The 13,885-nt window shown below is 66.4% G+C and carries 15 protein-coding genes; 7 read left to right on the top strand and 8 right to left on the bottom strand.

What is annotated here, in order from left to right; all coding sequences use genetic code 11:
• Positions 1-56 precede the first annotated feature (56 nt).
• Entirely contained in the window at positions 57-1,034 is a 978-nt protein-coding gene (dapA, locus tag BJ997_RS04400; protein WP_035836445.1) for a 4-hydroxy-tetrahydrodipicolinate synthase, read from the bottom strand.
• Positions 1,035-1,085: 51 nt separating this feature from the next.
• A complete protein-coding gene (gene thyX, locus BJ997_RS04395) occupies positions 1,086-1,796 on the bottom strand; it encodes an FAD-dependent thymidylate synthase (RefSeq protein WP_052542196.1) in 711 nt (236 codons plus the stop codon).
• A gap of 118 nt (positions 1,797-1,914) precedes the next feature.
• Here thyX and BJ997_RS04390 point away from each other — a divergent pair, with 118 nt between their 5' ends.
• From BJ997_RS04390 to BJ997_RS04375, 4 genes are all read left to right on the top strand, one after another.
• Entirely contained in the window at positions 1,915-2,346 is a 432-nt protein-coding gene (locus BJ997_RS04390; protein WP_035836443.1) for a TlpA family protein disulfide reductase, read from the top strand.
• Positions 2,339-2,797, top strand: a complete 459-nt coding sequence (locus BJ997_RS04385; protein ID WP_035836442.1) for a DUF4395 domain-containing protein — start codon at positions 2,339-2,341, stop codon at positions 2,795-2,797. The genes BJ997_RS04390 and BJ997_RS04385 overlap by 8 nt, the downstream gene beginning before the upstream one ends.
• Before the next feature lie 89 nt (positions 2,798-2,886).
• Entirely contained in the window at positions 2,887-3,318 is a 432-nt protein-coding gene (locus BJ997_RS04380; protein ID WP_035836441.1) for an OsmC family peroxiredoxin, read from the top strand.
• A gap of 6 nt (positions 3,319-3,324) precedes the next feature.
• Positions 3,325-4,215 carry a TIGR01777 family oxidoreductase gene (locus tag BJ997_RS04375; RefSeq protein WP_035836440.1) on the top strand — a complete coding sequence of 297 codons (891 nt, stop codon included), beginning with the start codon at positions 3,325-3,327 and terminating at the stop codon, positions 4,213-4,215.
• 95 nt (positions 4,216-4,310) lie between these two features.
• Here BJ997_RS04375 and BJ997_RS04370 read toward each other — a convergent pair whose 3' ends face one another.
• Together BJ997_RS04370 and dapB are read right to left on the bottom strand one after the other, a co-directional pair.
• Positions 4,311-4,754 (bottom strand): tetratricopeptide repeat protein, encoded by a 444-nt coding sequence (locus BJ997_RS04370; RefSeq protein WP_035836438.1) that lies wholly within the window; start codon positions 4,752-4,754, stop codon positions 4,311-4,313.
• Complete coding sequence (gene dapB / locus BJ997_RS04365) at positions 4,751-5,506, bottom strand: 4-hydroxy-tetrahydrodipicolinate reductase (protein WP_035836437.1); 756 nt, start codon at positions 5,504-5,506, stop codon at positions 4,751-4,753. Before dapB ends, BJ997_RS04370 begins: the two co-directional genes overlap by 4 nt.
• Before the next feature lie 56 nt (positions 5,507-5,562).
• Here dapB and BJ997_RS04360 point away from each other — a divergent pair, with 56 nt between their 5' ends.
• Positions 5,563-6,051, top strand: a complete 489-nt coding sequence (locus BJ997_RS04360; RefSeq protein WP_035836436.1) for a GNAT family N-acetyltransferase — start codon at positions 5,563-5,565, stop codon at positions 6,049-6,051.
• 11 nt (positions 6,052-6,062) lie between these two features.
• On the opposite strand, the gene BJ997_RS04355 is transcribed toward BJ997_RS04360, so the two are convergent.
• Both BJ997_RS04355 and BJ997_RS04350 read right to left on the bottom strand, forming a co-directional pair.
• A complete protein-coding gene (locus BJ997_RS04355; RefSeq protein WP_035836435.1) occupies positions 6,063-6,665 on the bottom strand; it encodes a histidine phosphatase family protein in 603 nt (200 codons plus the stop codon).
• A gap of 67 nt (positions 6,666-6,732) precedes the next feature.
• A complete protein-coding gene (locus tag BJ997_RS04350) occupies positions 6,733-8,082 on the bottom strand; it encodes a M16 family metallopeptidase (protein WP_035836434.1) in 1,350 nt (449 codons plus the stop codon).
• A 195-nt stretch (positions 8,083-8,277) separates the two neighbouring features.
• Here BJ997_RS04350 and BJ997_RS04345 point away from each other — a divergent pair, with 195 nt between their 5' ends.
• Positions 8,278-8,868 carry a TetR/AcrR family transcriptional regulator gene (locus tag BJ997_RS04345; RefSeq protein WP_035836433.1) on the top strand — a complete coding sequence of 197 codons (591 nt, stop codon included), beginning with the start codon at positions 8,278-8,280 and terminating at the stop codon, positions 8,866-8,868.
• Between the two features lie 12 nt (positions 8,869-8,880).
• Here the strand turns inward: BJ997_RS04345 and BJ997_RS04340 are convergent, their stop codons facing one another.
• Positions 8,881-9,936: an aldo/keto reductase gene (locus tag BJ997_RS04340; RefSeq protein WP_084141183.1), complete on the bottom strand. Its 1,056-nt coding sequence runs from the start codon at positions 9,934-9,936 to the stop codon at positions 8,881-8,883.
• Between the two features lie 244 nt (positions 9,937-10,180).
• On the opposite strand from BJ997_RS04340, the gene BJ997_RS04335 reads away from it, so the two are divergent.
• Positions 10,181-11,794, top strand: a complete 1,614-nt coding sequence (locus BJ997_RS04335) for a peptide chain release factor 3 (RefSeq protein WP_052542189.1) — start codon at positions 10,181-10,183, stop codon at positions 11,792-11,794.
• Between the two features lie 189 nt (positions 11,795-11,983).
• On the opposite strand, the gene BJ997_RS04330 is transcribed toward BJ997_RS04335, so the two are convergent.
• On the bottom strand, positions 11,984-13,669 hold the full coding sequence (locus BJ997_RS04330; RefSeq protein WP_035836432.1) for a ribonuclease J: 1,686 nt from the start codon (positions 13,667-13,669) through the stop codon (positions 11,984-11,986).
• Positions 13,670-13,885: the final 216 nt, after the last annotated feature.

The raw sequence follows: 13,885 nt of genomic DNA, 5'->3' as shown, positions 1-13,885 counted from the left end.
TGGGGTACGAATGACCTTCGGCACGGTCCCTCCTTCTCACACGCTGTGGCTCGCGCCTACCGCGTGGTGCCGGCGACCTTGGGCAACGAGCCTCCGGCAGCCGCATTTCGATCGGGGCGAAAGTTGCTGAAGTCTACTCCGGGAATGTTTTTCACGAGGTCCAGTTCAGCTTCGATCTGCGCGGCCTCGGATTCCTCGGGCCCCACCAGCGGCAGGCGCACACGGGGACTGCCGATGCGGCGCAGCCCGTGCAGGATGTACTTGACCGCGACGGTGCCGGGAACGTGGGTCATCACGGCACGCACGAGCGGCTCCAACTGCATGTGGGCAGCGGTCGCCGTCTTCAAGTCCCCCGCGTTGACCGCGTCCACCATCTGGCGATACGGCGTGGCTGTGATGTTGCCGGTGACGCCGATGAGGCCGGTCGCGCCGATCGACAGGTGCGGCAGCACGTTTACGTCGTCGCCGGAGAAATACATCAGGTCGGTCTGGTTGAGCACCCGGCTGACCTGGGCGAAGTCGCCCTTGGCGTCCTTGACGGCCAGGATGTTGGGGTGCTTGGCGGCACGCAGGATCGTCTCGTAGGCGATCGGCACGCCGGTGCGTCCGGGGATGTCGTAGAGGATCACCGGAAGGTCTGTGGCGTCAGCGATCATGCGGAAATGGGTGAGGATGCCCGCCTGTGTGGGCTTGTTGTAGTACGGCGTGACGATCATGTTGCCGTCGGCGCCGGCCTTCTCGCTCTGGCGCGCGAGCTGCATGGCGTGGGCCGTCTCATTGGACCCACCACCCGTGATGATCTTGGCGCGCCCGGCCGCCACTGACTTGCCCACCTCGACGAGCCGGATCTTCTCTGGGTCGGTGAGGGTGCTGGTCTCTCCAGTGGTTCCGGTGACCACGATGCCGTCGGCGCCGGCGTTGATCACATCATCGATGTGCTTCTCCACCCCGGCCCAGTCCACTTCGCCGTCGAACGTGAAAGGGGTGACGAGGGCGACTAGCACCTGGCCAAAGGGATTCGTTGAAGAGCTCACGAAATACAGGCTAGCGCCTGCCAGCGCCCGCCGGCCCCCTGTGAAACCACGTTACGGCGCGACACGGCCGTTCTTGTTGAACGCGGCGTAGGTGAGGGGCATCAGCTCGGCGAAGTGATTCTCCATTTGCTCCGCGCACATTTCGATCTCGCGCTGCGGGAAGGACGGGAAGACCGACCCCTCACGCTTGGTGCGCAGGCTGAGGAAGTTCATGAGCGACCGGGCGTTGAGGGTGACGTACATCGAGGAATAGATGTTGAGCGGAAGCACGATGCGCGCGACCTCACGGGCGACGCCGGCCTCGAGCATCCGCTGGTAGGCCTCGTAGGAGTGCACGGCGGCCGCGCGGGTCTGCTGCTGCACGAGGGCGGTCTGCTCCGCGGTGCCGGGCAGGAAGTCGTAGGCGCCTGCCTTGCCGACCTGCACGAGGTTTCGCTCGTTGGAGGGAACGTAGAACACCGGGTTGAGCTCCCGGTAGCGACCCGATTCCTCGTTGTAGGAGGCGATGCGGTGACGCATGAATTCCCGGAACACGAAGATGGGGGCGCGCACGTAGAACGTCATGGAGTTGTGCTCGAACGGCGACCCGTGACGGTCGCGCATGAGGTAGTTGATGAGGCCGCTGCTGCGCTTCTCGTCCGCCTCGGTCTCCGCGCCGTCGAGCTGGCTCGTTTCGAGGGTCTGCTCTCCGAGGGTGGACACGCGGGCGGCAAACAACACGTCGGAATCGTGGGCGCTCGAACGCACCAACTCGACGGTCATTTCGGAACGGAATTCGATTTCAGGCACGGTCTGAATTGTAGTCTGGCATTTCACGCGCGGCGACGTAACGTGTCGTCACAGTGCCTCGAACGGGGTTCGCCCCGCGTAAAGTTACGGCATGGATCCTCTCGTCGCGCTCGCCCTCCTGCTGGGCCTCGTCGCCGTCGCGACCGCGCTCGGCCTTACCTGGCGCAGCCGCCAGGGCCGGGTTTCCCTGGTTGCCGGAGACGTAATCACGGCAACGGATGTCGGGAGCCAGGTGCCGTTCGGCACCCAGGCGACCCTCGTGCAGTTTTCCACCCCGTGGTGCGCCCGTTGCCCCGGAACCAAACGACTGCTCGCCACGGCCGCCGGCGAACGCCCGGGCGTGGTGCACCTCGAAGTGGACGTGTCGCACCGCGCCGACCTGGCGAGTCGTTTCGCGGTCATGCAGACGCCCACCACCCTCATCCTCGACGCCGGTGGCCGAGTTCGCGCTCGCGTCGGCGGCGTGCCCGTCCCTGCCGACATCCACCGTCACCTCGACGAGTTGGTGGGCAGCCATGTCTGACCGAACAGCCCGGCCGGAGATCGACCCTCGGGGTCCGCGATTCGGGGCTGCGATCACGGCCGTTCTTCTGCTCGTGACAGTCTTTCTCTCCCTTGTCGGGGCATCGACTGCCGCGCTGGCGTTGCTGATCGTGATCACAGCGCTCTTCGCTTGGGGCGCGCTGGCCGGCGCAGGTCGCCACCCCTACGGTGTGTTGTTCAAGAAGTTCGTGCGCCCACGGCTCGAACCACCCCGTGAGTTGGAGAACGCGGCACCACCCACTTTCGCCCAAGCTGTCGGGCTGGCCGTCACCCTCGTCGGGGTCGTTCTCGGGCTCCTGGGCGTGCCCGAAGCGGTGGGGGTTGCCGCCGCGGCCGCCTTCGTGGCCGCCTTCCTGAACGCCGTGTTCGACTACTGCCTCGGATGCCAGATCTACCTGCTTTTGGTGCGTGCGAAAGTGACCGGCGCGTAGGGTCCACGCTCAGGGTTTTCCCAGACAGCACTTGCGCTGCAGGCGACCGCGACGGGTAGGGTGGAATTCCACCTTCAGGAGGTAACACAATGCCCACGACGCTCACCAGTGAAGCAACCACCGTCTGGACCGGCACGCTTGCAGCCGGAAGCGGAACCGTCACGCTCGATTCCTCCCACACCGCAGAGTTCGCGGTGAACTGGAAGGCGCGCTCCGAAGGCGTCGCCAACACGACCAACCCCGAAGAACTGCTCGGAGCCGCACACGCGTCGTGCTACTCCATGGCCCTGGCGAACGCCCTCGCCACCGCAGGACACACACCCACGAACATCCAAACCACCGCGGCGGTCACGTTCGCCGCCGGCAAGGGCGTCATCGGCAGCCACTTGCTCGTCAGCGCGAAGATTCCCGGCCTCACTGAAGAAGAATTCCAGGCCTTCGCGCAGGACGCCAAGGTCAACTGCCCCATTTCGAAGGCACTCACCGGTATTCCCATCACGATCGAAGCCGAATTGGCCTAGCCGCCGATGCGCGTACTGATTTCGGGGGCGTCCGGGCTGATCGGCAGCGAGTTGTCGCTTCAACTCGGCGTCGCCGGCCACGACGTGGTGCGCCTGGTCCGTCGAGCGCCCACCGGCCCCCACGAGATCCAGTGGGATCCGGCAGCACTGTCACTTGATCCGGCGGCCCTCGACGGCGTCGACGCTGTCGTCAACCTCTCCGGGGCCTCACTGGCGCGCCTGCCGTGGACTCCCCGGCACCGCCAAGAGATTCTGCGGTCCAGGGTTCAAGCGACCCGCACGCTGACGGATGCCATGCGCCACACCTCGACCCCACCGGCGGTTTTGCTCAACGGGTCCGCCGTGGGCGTGTACGGCAACCGGCCGGGCGAGCGTGTGGACGAAGCAGCGACGGCAGGATCGGACTTTCTAGCCGACGTCGTGGTCGCGTGGGAACGCGAGGCCACCCGTGCGCCAGAGGGAACCCGCGTCGTCATGTTGCGCACGGGACTCGTGCTCGCCAAGGGGGGCGCCCTCAAGCCCCTGCTACCCATCACGCGGCTCGGGCTCTCAGGCCCGCTAGGCACCGGCCGGCAGCACTGGGCCTGGGTGAGCTTGCACGACGAGGCCGCGGCCATTGTGCACCTGCTCACGTCGGAGCTGTCCGGCCCTGTGAACCTCGTGGGTCCCACGCCGGCCACCGCGAACGCGATCATGCGGCTGCTCGCCCGGGCCCTGCACCGCCCGTTCAAGATTCCCGTACCGGAGAAGGTGCTCACGCTGCTGCTTCAGGATGCCGCCCGACAGCTGCTCCTCGCCGACCAGAACGTGAGCTCACAGCGCCTCACAGACGACGGTTTCATCTTCATGCACCCGACGCCAGCGACCGCAATCGACTGGATGCTCCGCCAGCCATAGGTCGTCCCGCCCGCCCCTCGCCAATCCCCCTTGTCGAGGGGCGTGGCACGAACGTCTCGAGCTGACCTAGCGCTTCGCGCCATCGTGGGATGGTGCTAGCGGGGGGGGCGCTCGAGCGTGATCGCCCGGCGGATCGCGCCTCGGGCGCGCTTGCGATCGCCGGAGGCGTCGTAGGCGAGGCCCAGACGCAGCCAGACGCGCCAGTTCTCGGGCTCAGCGTCGGCTTCGGCCTGGTACACGGGAAACTCCGCATCCGCTGCCTCGCGGAACGGCCGTCCGCTCGGACGCCGGGGCAGGTCATCCACGGGCAGGCCGCCCTGGGCCTCGAGCAGGCGTACGAGGCGCTCCGAGCGGATGCCGAACGTGATCTCACGGATGAGCGCCCAGAAGCCAATGAGGGGCAGCACGAGCAACGCCACGCCAATGACGATCCCGACGGGCTCTCCGCTTTGGATGAACAGAACGGCTCGCCAGCCCATGAGCACGAGGTAAAGCACGAGCAGCAGGGACATGAAACCAACAGCGATGCGGCCCTTCATGCTGCCGCTCCCGGCAGGCTCAGCCCGAGGTCGACGATCTGGTCGAGCCCCACTGTCACCCCGCGGGCCTCTCGGGTGGCTGCGAGCGAGAGCAAAATGCCCTGCGTGTACGCCTCCGGCGAGAGAGTGTTGTGGCTGATGGTGAGCGTTTCGCCGATACCGCCCAGGAACACGTCCTGGCGGGCGAGCAGCCCCTCAAGGCGCAGGCTGTGCACGGGAACGTTGGAGACCTGCTGGCCGCGGGCCCGTTGGTCGGTGTGCGGCGCTGAGACCGGGCCGCGTGCGACGCGGGCCTTGCCGATGAGCTCGGCGGTGCGCACGGCGGTGCCGGAGGGCGAGTCGACCTTTCCGGCCTGGTGCGCCTCGACGATCTCGATCGAGTCGTAGAACCGGGCGGCGAGAGCGGAGAACGCTGTAGCTAGCACCGACCCGATGGAGAAGTTGGGAATGATGACGACGCCCACGTCGTCACGGTCGCCGAGGCGATGGGCGAGTGAGCCGATACGGTCCTGCGACCACCCCGACGTTCCCACAAGCACGCGGAGTCCGTGGTCGATGGCGAAGTCGACCACGCTCTGGCTGACGCCCGGGCGGGTGAGGTCGACCGCGACATCCGCCCCGATCATCTCGTCGAGGCTGCTACTCGAACCCATCCGCGCCACGAGCTCGTAGCCCTCGGTCTGCTCGATGAGACCGCAGACCAAGCGGCCCATTTTGCCCGTTGCGCCGATTACGGCCACCCTCGTTGTCATACTGCCAATCTACCAAGCCGCGCAGGGGTGCCCGCCCGGCCCCGTAGCCTTGAGCCATGCCAGAATTCACAGACGTTTCGGTCTCCGACCCCCGGGCCCTCGCGCTGCTCACCGAGTACTTCGCCGACCGCGAGCTGTCTTTCCCCGCCGCCCAGGGTACGTATCGGCCCACTTTTCCGTCTGAGGAACAGTTCGTACCGCCACGCGGCGTGTTCCTGCTGCTGGGCGACCCGGCCGATCCGTGCGGCTGCGGCGGCATCCGTCGCCTCGAGCACTCCCCCGCCGACTCTCACACCGACCCTGTGCGCTACGAGGTCAAACATCTGTGGGTGCAGCCGCGCGCCCGTGGACGCGGCTGGGGCCGCCTGCTGCTCGTCGAGCTCGAACACCGTGCCGGGCTGTTTGGCGCGCGGGAGGCTGTGCTCGACACGAATGCGAGCCTCGAAGTCGCCGCCGGCCTGTACCGCAGTTCGGGCTATGAGGGCATCCCCGCATACAACGACAATCCCAACGCCACGAACTGGTACGGCAAGAACCTCGGCTGAGAGGCCCTCCGTTAGAAGAGCAGCGGCTCGGGCAGGCCCGTGCGCAGTTCCACGGGCAGGTGGCCGAGGTCGTTGTGGGTCACGAGCGTCCACGGTCGGCCGGGCTTCTGCTGCAGCACGGTGAGGCCGCAATGAGCCTGATTGATGCCGACCCAGCGCCAGTCAGGGGCCCCCAGAACCTCGCGTACGAACCAAGCGATCACGAAGTTGTGCGTGATAAGAAGGTCGTGCCGCTGGCTGCGCCTCGGCTGCAGGAACTCGGCGACGGCGTCTTCCATCTGGGCCCGGCCGGCGTCGATTTCCTCCTCCGTGACCGATCCGAAGAATGGATCATAGGCAGAAGGGGTCTCCGACGCGCGGCCGGAGGGGATGCAGTCCATCAGCAGTGGCGACGGAGCCGACACCAGGGCCGGCAGCCGTTCGGCAATGATCGTGGCAGTTTCCGCGGCCCGCTGCAGGGGGGAATGCCAGGCACTCGTGAAGGGCACGCCGCCGAGGCGTTCGGCGATGAGCTGCGCCTGGCGCTTGCCCCGGGGGGAAAGCGGGCCGTCCTGCAGGCCGTGCTCGGCATCCATCTGCTCGCCGTGGCGAACCAGGTAGAGATACTGGGGCATCGTTGGCCCTTTCGGTCTCGTGCGGCCTACCGTGACGGCAGACGAATGACGGGGAGTGTGGGATGGATTAGACGTCGACGGGGATGATGCCCGCGAACGTGTCGTCGTCGAGTGCCCCGACGGCGACGATCGACACCGGGCCGCGCAGCAGCTCCCTGGCGAGCTCCTGCACACCCTCGGCCGTGACGAGAGCGAGGCGACGCAGGGCCTCATCGAGGTCGGCGAATTCCCCGAGGGTGATTTCCGACCGGCCCAGGCGCGACATACGAGTGTCGGAGTCTTCGAGCGCCAGAGCGGATCCGCCGGACAGCTGGCCGGCCGCCCGCCGCATCTCGTCTGCGGTGACGCCCTCGTCGGCGAGCCGGCGCAGCTCGCTGAGCATGAGCTCGGCCACCTGCGCCGCCTTGGCCGGGGAGCAGCCGGCGTACATGCCGAACAGGCCGGCATCGGAATACCCTGGCGCGAAGGAGTACACGGAGTACGCGAGGCCGCGCTTCTCGCGTACCTCCTGGAAAAGCCTGGACGACATGCCACCACCGAAGATGGAGTTCAATACGCTCATCGTGACCCGGCGGTCGTCGGTCGCAAGCAGGCCCGGCATGCCGATGAGCAGGTTCGCCTGCTCCAGCGGACGGTGCACGATTGTCACGGGCTTGCCCTGCGTAATGGTCGCGGCCTTGCCTGCCCGGCGGCCGACGGGCACGGCGGCCAGACCCAGGTCCCAGCCGGCCCGGGCCAGAGCGCTCACGACGTCGGCCACGAGCGTGTCGTGGTCGACCGCGCCAGCCACGGTCACCACGAGGTCCTGCGGGCGATAATTTGCCTCGTAGTGCTCGTTGACGGCGGAACGCGTGGCCGCGCGGATGGTGTCGGCATTGCCGCCAATGGGACGACCGAGCGGATGTTCGCCGAGCACGGCTTCAAAGAAGCGTTCGTTGGCGACGTCGGACGGGTCGTCGTCGGCCATCGCCAGTTCCTCGAGGATGACTCCGCGCTCGGTCTCAAACTCGACGGGGTCGAGGCGGGATGACGTGAGCATGTCGGTGAGCACCTCCACGGCCATCGGCAGGTCCCGGTCTTGAACTTTGGCGTAGTAGCAGGTGTATTCCTTGGCGGTCATGGCATTGTGCTCGCCGCCGACCTCATCGAAGGAAATGGCGATGTCGAAGGCCGTGCGCGAGGGCGTGCCCTTGAACAACAGGTGTTCGAGGAAGTGCGTGGAACCGAAGTGGCCCGGCAGTTCGTCGCGAGAGCCCACCGCCACCCAGTAGCCGATGGTGACGCTGCGGCTGCCAGGCACCCGCTCACTGAGGATTCTCACTCCGCTGGGGAGCACCGTGCGCCGCACGAGAGCGTCACCGGCCGCCAGAAATGAGAGTTCGGGTACGTCCAGGGGAAATTCAACAGCACCGTTCATATCGAACCCAGCTTACGTCAGGCGCCGACCCGCCCTGCCTCCCGCCACGGCGGCCCTTTACGGCAAACCACCCCCGAATGCCGACAGACAAGTCTGTCTAGTCTGTGCTACAGTCTGCATGCGTGGTGCGGGTCTGCCCCAGTCCCCACACCCGCTACCTCATCCCTGGCCCGACAGCACGAAGGAGTTGACCGGATGGTTCAGCTGACAGACACGGTGGCACGACCCGCAACCCACGCAAAGGTACGCATTCTCGCGACGGCGGACCGGCTCTTCTACGCCGAGGGTGTGCATACGGTGGGCGTCGACCGCATCATCAGCGAGTCCAAGGTAACCAAGGCCACGTTCTACAAGTACTACCGCTCGAAGGACGCCCTCATCGTGGTCTACCTGCAGGGCCGGGACCGGATCGCCCGCGAGTTTCTGGCGGCGGTCGACACACGCTTCGACACTCCTGAGCAGCGCCTGCGCGGCATCGTCGCCGAGATCTCCACCCAGGTCACCCGCCAGGGTTTTCACGGCTGCCCCTTCATCAACGCCGCCGCGCAGTTCGCCGACCCTAACCACCCGGTGCGCCAGGCCGTCACCGCCCACCGCGAGTGGTACGGCACCGCCGTGGAAGACCTCTTCCGCGGCATGGGACACGCCCGCCCGGGAGACGCAGCCGATGACTTCTTCCTCGCCCGTGACGGGGCCTTCGCCGGCGCCAACCTCGGGGACCCCATAGGCGCACACACCGCCCTGCTGCGCGCCGTGCAGCGCGTGCTGGACGAGGCCGCCGGCTAACCGCGGGTCGCGTCAGAGCGAAACGCGGTCGAGTTCGACCACGTCGCTTCTCCCCAAGCGGATGCCTGCGGCCGCCACGAGAGCCTCGACCTGCTCGGTTTGGCTCGCACCGGCAACAGGTGCCACCACACCGTGGCGGGCGAGAAGCCACGCGAGCGCGATCGTGCTCGGCGGCACGTCGTGCTCGGCCGCGATCCGATCGACGCTTCCGAGTACCCGCAGGCTCTTGCGGTTGACATACGCGGCCGCACGACGACCGCGAGTGTTGTCGGCGATATCCGCTTTGCTGCGGTAGCGGCCGGAGAGAAACCCGTGGGCGAGCGGAAAATAGGGCATGACCGCGAGTCCCTGCGCCTGCGTGACGAGGGCGAGGGTTGATTCGAATTCTTCTCGGTGCACGAGGTTGTAGTGCGTCTCAAGGGCCACGAAGCGAGGCAGGCCATTGGCGGCGAGAACCCTCGCTTCGAAGAGCCGGTCCGCAGAGAAATTCGAGGCTCCAAGGTAGCGCACCTTGCCGCTTTCGATGAGCGTTGCCATCACCCCGAGGCTTTCCTCCAGCGGCACTCGCACGTCGTCGAAGTGAAAATAGAGCAGGTCGATGTAGTCCGTTCCGAGGCGCTCGAGCGAAGCGTCGACGGCGCCGATGATGTTTCGCGGGCTAAGGCCAGGATTGTCGCGGTTGCGCCCGATCTTCGTTGCGATGACAGTGTTCTCCCGCTCCCCGCGGCTGCGCAGCCACGAGCCGATCATGATCTCGCTACGGCCGGCCGAGTAGCTGTCGGCGGTGTCGAGGAAGTTTCCGCCCAGGGAACGGTGCACGTCGAGAATCTGTCGACTCGTTGCGTCGTCGACAGACCAACCGAACGCGCTGCAGCCGAGGGCGAGCGGATGCACGGACAGCTCCGTGTCGGCGATCGTGCGTCTGCACGGCGCGCAGCCCACATCACTGTCGAGGGCGGGCCCGATGAAGGGCGCCGGCCGGGCCGCGGGCGGCCGGTGGGGGCTTCCGGGCAGGATCGCGTGGGCGCCGGTGGGGTGTGCAGGGCGTAGAACGGCCAATCGAGACATCCGCGTCTCCTCACTCTTGGAGGAGACACTAACCCGATCATGCCGTTCCACCGCGACGACGCGACAGGTTGCGCCAAAAAAGGTGCAAGAAAAACACAATGGCACGCCCCTACCTCTTATAGAGGGGGCCGCGTCGGGGCCTGCAGCCATGGACGGCAGTTAGGGTAGGGGGGAGAGCGAATTCGTGCGGAAGCCGATGTAGGGCCCACTTTTGGCCTGCCGAATCATTCGCCGGAAAGCATTCATGACTCAACTCGCCGAAGTGTCCAACATCAACGTGCCCGTCGAGGCACGCCGTCGACGTACCTTTGCGGTGATTTCCCACCCTGACGCGGGCAAGTCGACGCTGACAGAGGCCCTGCTGCTGCACGCCCGCGCGATCACGCACGCTGGCGCCGTGCACGGAAAGGCCGGCCGCGGCGGCACCGTGTCGGACTGGATGGAGATGGAGAAGGCCCGTGGCATTTCCGTCACGAGCGCAGCGATCCAGTTCGAGTACGACCACGCCGTCATCAACCTCGTCGACACCCCCGGGCACGCGGACTTCTCCGAAGACACCTTCCGAGTGCTCTCGGCCGTCGACGCCGCCGTGATGCTCGTCGACGCGAACAAGGGCCTCGAGCCGCAGACGATGAAACTCTTCGCGGTGTGCAGACAGCGCGGCCTGCCCGTGATCACCGTGATCAACAAGTGGGACCGGCCCGGGGCATCCGCTCTCGCCCTGATGGACGAGATCCAGAACCGCACCGGCCTGCTGCCCACCCCGCTGAACTGGCCGGTCGGCGAGGCCGGCGACCTGCGCGGAGTGATGGACCGCCGGTCCGGGGACTTCCTACGGTTCACCCGCACGCCCGGCAGCGCGACCGCCGCCGTCTCCACTCGTTTGAGCGCAGCGGATGCCGCAGCCGAAGAGGGTGTGGCGTGGACGAACGCGACTGACGAGTCCGAGCTGCTCGACGCCGAGGGCCAGAACCACGATTCCGAGCTCTTCCTCGCCGGCGACACGACCCCTGTGCTGTTCTGCGCCGCGGTGGCGAACTTCGGCGTGCAGCAGCTCCTCGACACTCTCGTGGAGTTTGCTCCCCCGGCCGAGGCCCGTCCTGACATTGCCGGGGTGCCGCGCCCCGTGACATCCGCTTTCTCGGGCTTCGTGTTCAAAGTGCAGTCGGGCATGAACACCGCGCACCGCGACCACGTTGCCTACGTGCGGGTGTGCTCGGGGGAATTCCGCCGCGGCATGATCGTGACCCACGCCGCTACCGGCCGGCCTTTCGCCACGAAGTACGCCCAGCAGCTCTTCGGCCGGGAGCGCACCGTGATCGACCAGGCGTGGCCCGGCGACATCGTGGGCCTCGTGAACGCCTCCGCGCTGCGCGTGGGCGACTCGATCTTCGAGGACGAACCGGTGGAATACCCGCCGCTCCCCCTGTTCTCGCCGGAGCACTTCAGGGCCATCCGCCCCGTGGACAGCAGCAAACACAAACAATTCCGCCGCGGCATCGAACAGCTCGACCACGAGGGCGTCATCCAGGTGATGCGCTCCGAGGTGCGCGGAGAGCAGGCACCCGTGCTCGGCGCCGTGGGCCCGATGCAGTTCGAGGTGGTCGAGGACCGCATGATTCACGACTTCCACGCCGACATTCGCATGGAAGCGTTGCCATACCAGGTGGCTCGGCGCACCGACAAGGCGAGCGCACTGCTGCTGGCCCCGATGCGCCAGGTCGAGGTCTTCACCCGTTCGGACGGCACCCTGCTCGCGCTGTTCAGCACGCCGTGGCGCCTGCAGGCGATCCACCGGGAGAACCCCGACCTCGTGCTCGTGGACATCGCGAACGCCACGGTAGACGATTTCCGCTAGTCCTCACGCCCGCTTCCCGACGCATAACTCCTGCAAATCGGGACGGCCTAGCCGGACTCCCGCGTGATTCCGGGGTCGAGTTTCGGCCGGCCCAGAATCTGCAGGAGTTATGTGAGGCGGCATCCGTTTCAGAACGAAAAAAGCCGGCCGTGCCCCGAGGGGCCGGCCGGCTTTTCGTGCGGGTGACGTTTAGGCGTCGACAACCACAGAGGTGATCAGCGGGCTGCGGCGGTACTTGCGCTGCATCCACCGGCTCACCGATGAGGTGAAGAGGTCTTCCAGCTCTGCGCCGTTGACGGTCTTCACCCGGTTGGCAACCTTCATCGCTTCGTCGATGACCTTGGTTGCGCCGCGAACCCACTCGTCGTCGTGCACGAAGCCGCGCGCGAGGAACTCGACAGGCTCGGAGAGCAGGCCGGTCTTGGCGTTCAGGATTCCGAGGATGGTGATCGTGCCGTCTTCCGCGAGGCGACGACGGTCTTCCATGGCAGCTTCGGAAGCGCCACCGACGGTCATGCCGTCAACGAACACGTAGTCGGCCTGGACCCGGCCGGTGATCGACGCGCGACCGTCGATGAGGTCCACGACAACGCCATCCTCGACGATGAGAACGCGGTCGTCCTCGACACCGGTCTGCACTGCGAGCTCGGCGTTGGCCTTGAGGTGGCGCCATTCGCCGTGCACGGGCATGACGTTGGTGGGCTTGACGATGTTATAGCAGTAGACGAGTTCGCCGGCGCTCGCGTGGCCGGAGACGTGCACCTTGGCGTTGCCCTTGTGCACGACGTTGGCACCCCAGCGGGTCAGGCCGTTGATGACCCTGTAGATGGAGTTTTCGTTTCCGGGGATCAGCGAGCTCGCAAGCAGAACGGTGTCGCCCTCGCCGATCTTGATGATGTGCTCACGGTTGGCCATGCGAGACAGGGCGGCCATGGGCTCACCCTGCGAACCCGTGCAGACGAGAACGACCTTGTCGTCCTTCATGCGCTCGAGCGCCTTCATGTCCACAATCAGGCCCTTGGGAACCTTGAGGTAGCCCAGCTCGGTGGCGATGCCCATGTTGCGCACCATGGAGCGGCCGACGAAGGCCACCTTGCGGTTGTGCTTCACTGCGGCGTCGATGACCTGCTGGATGCGGTGCACGTGGCTCGCGAAGCTCGACACGATGATGCGGCGCGGGGAGGTTCGGAACACAGTGTCGATCGCCGGTCCGATGTCCTTCTCTGCGGTGGTGAATCCGGGAACCTCGGCGTTGGTCGAGTCCGTGAGGAACAGGTCGACGCCCTCTTCGGCCAGGCGAGCGAAGGCGCCAAGGTCGGTGAGGCGCTTGTCGAGGGGGAACTGGTCCATCTTGAAGTCGCCGGTGTGGAGCAGGAGGCCCGCTTCGGTGCGTACCGCGATAGCGAGGCCGTCGGGGATGGAGTGGTTCACCGCGATGAACTCGAGGTCGAAGGCACCGACGGTGCGGCGTTCGCCCTCCTTGACCTCGATGAAGTTCTGACTGAGGCGGTGCTCCTGCAGCTTGGCCGCGAGGAACGCCAGGGTGAGCTTGGCGCCGATCACGGGGATGTCCCCGCGCTCCTTGAGGAGGTAGGGAACCGCGCCGATGTGGTCTTCGTGGCCGTGGGTGAGCACGATGGCCTCGATGTCCTGCAGGCGGTCGCGCAGAATCGTGAAGTCGGGCAGGATCACGTTGATGCCGGGCTGGTTGTCTTCAGGGAAGAGAACGCCGCAGTCGATGATGAGCAGCTTGCCCTTGTGCTCGAAGACGGTCATGTTGCGACCGATTTCGCCCAGTCCGCCGAGCGGAATGATGCGCAGGCCGCGCGGGGGCAGGGCCGGCGGGGCGGACAGGTCAAGGTCGTGGGTACTCATGAAACTCTTTTCTATGTATGCGTGGTGCAGGTCTCAGCGTGAGGAGACGCAGAAGTACAGGGGTTTTATACCGGGAAGCTCAGCGGCCTGGGCCGCACGGACTTCAACGAAACGCCAACCGGATGCCTGGCCTGAGTCATAAAAATGGCGGGCACGAAGTGCGTGCGTTGTGCCACTAGCTCTTCCAGTGTACCGGGGCCGGGGAAACCCTCGCAC

The sequence above is a fragment of the Cryobacterium roopkundense genome (genome assembly GCF_014200405.1).
GTDB lineage: Bacteria > Actinomycetota > Actinomycetes > Actinomycetales > Microbacteriaceae > Cryobacterium > Cryobacterium roopkundense.
The sequence above is the reverse complement of the archived record's forward strand: the minus strand, read 5'-3'. Positions and strand labels throughout refer to the sequence as shown.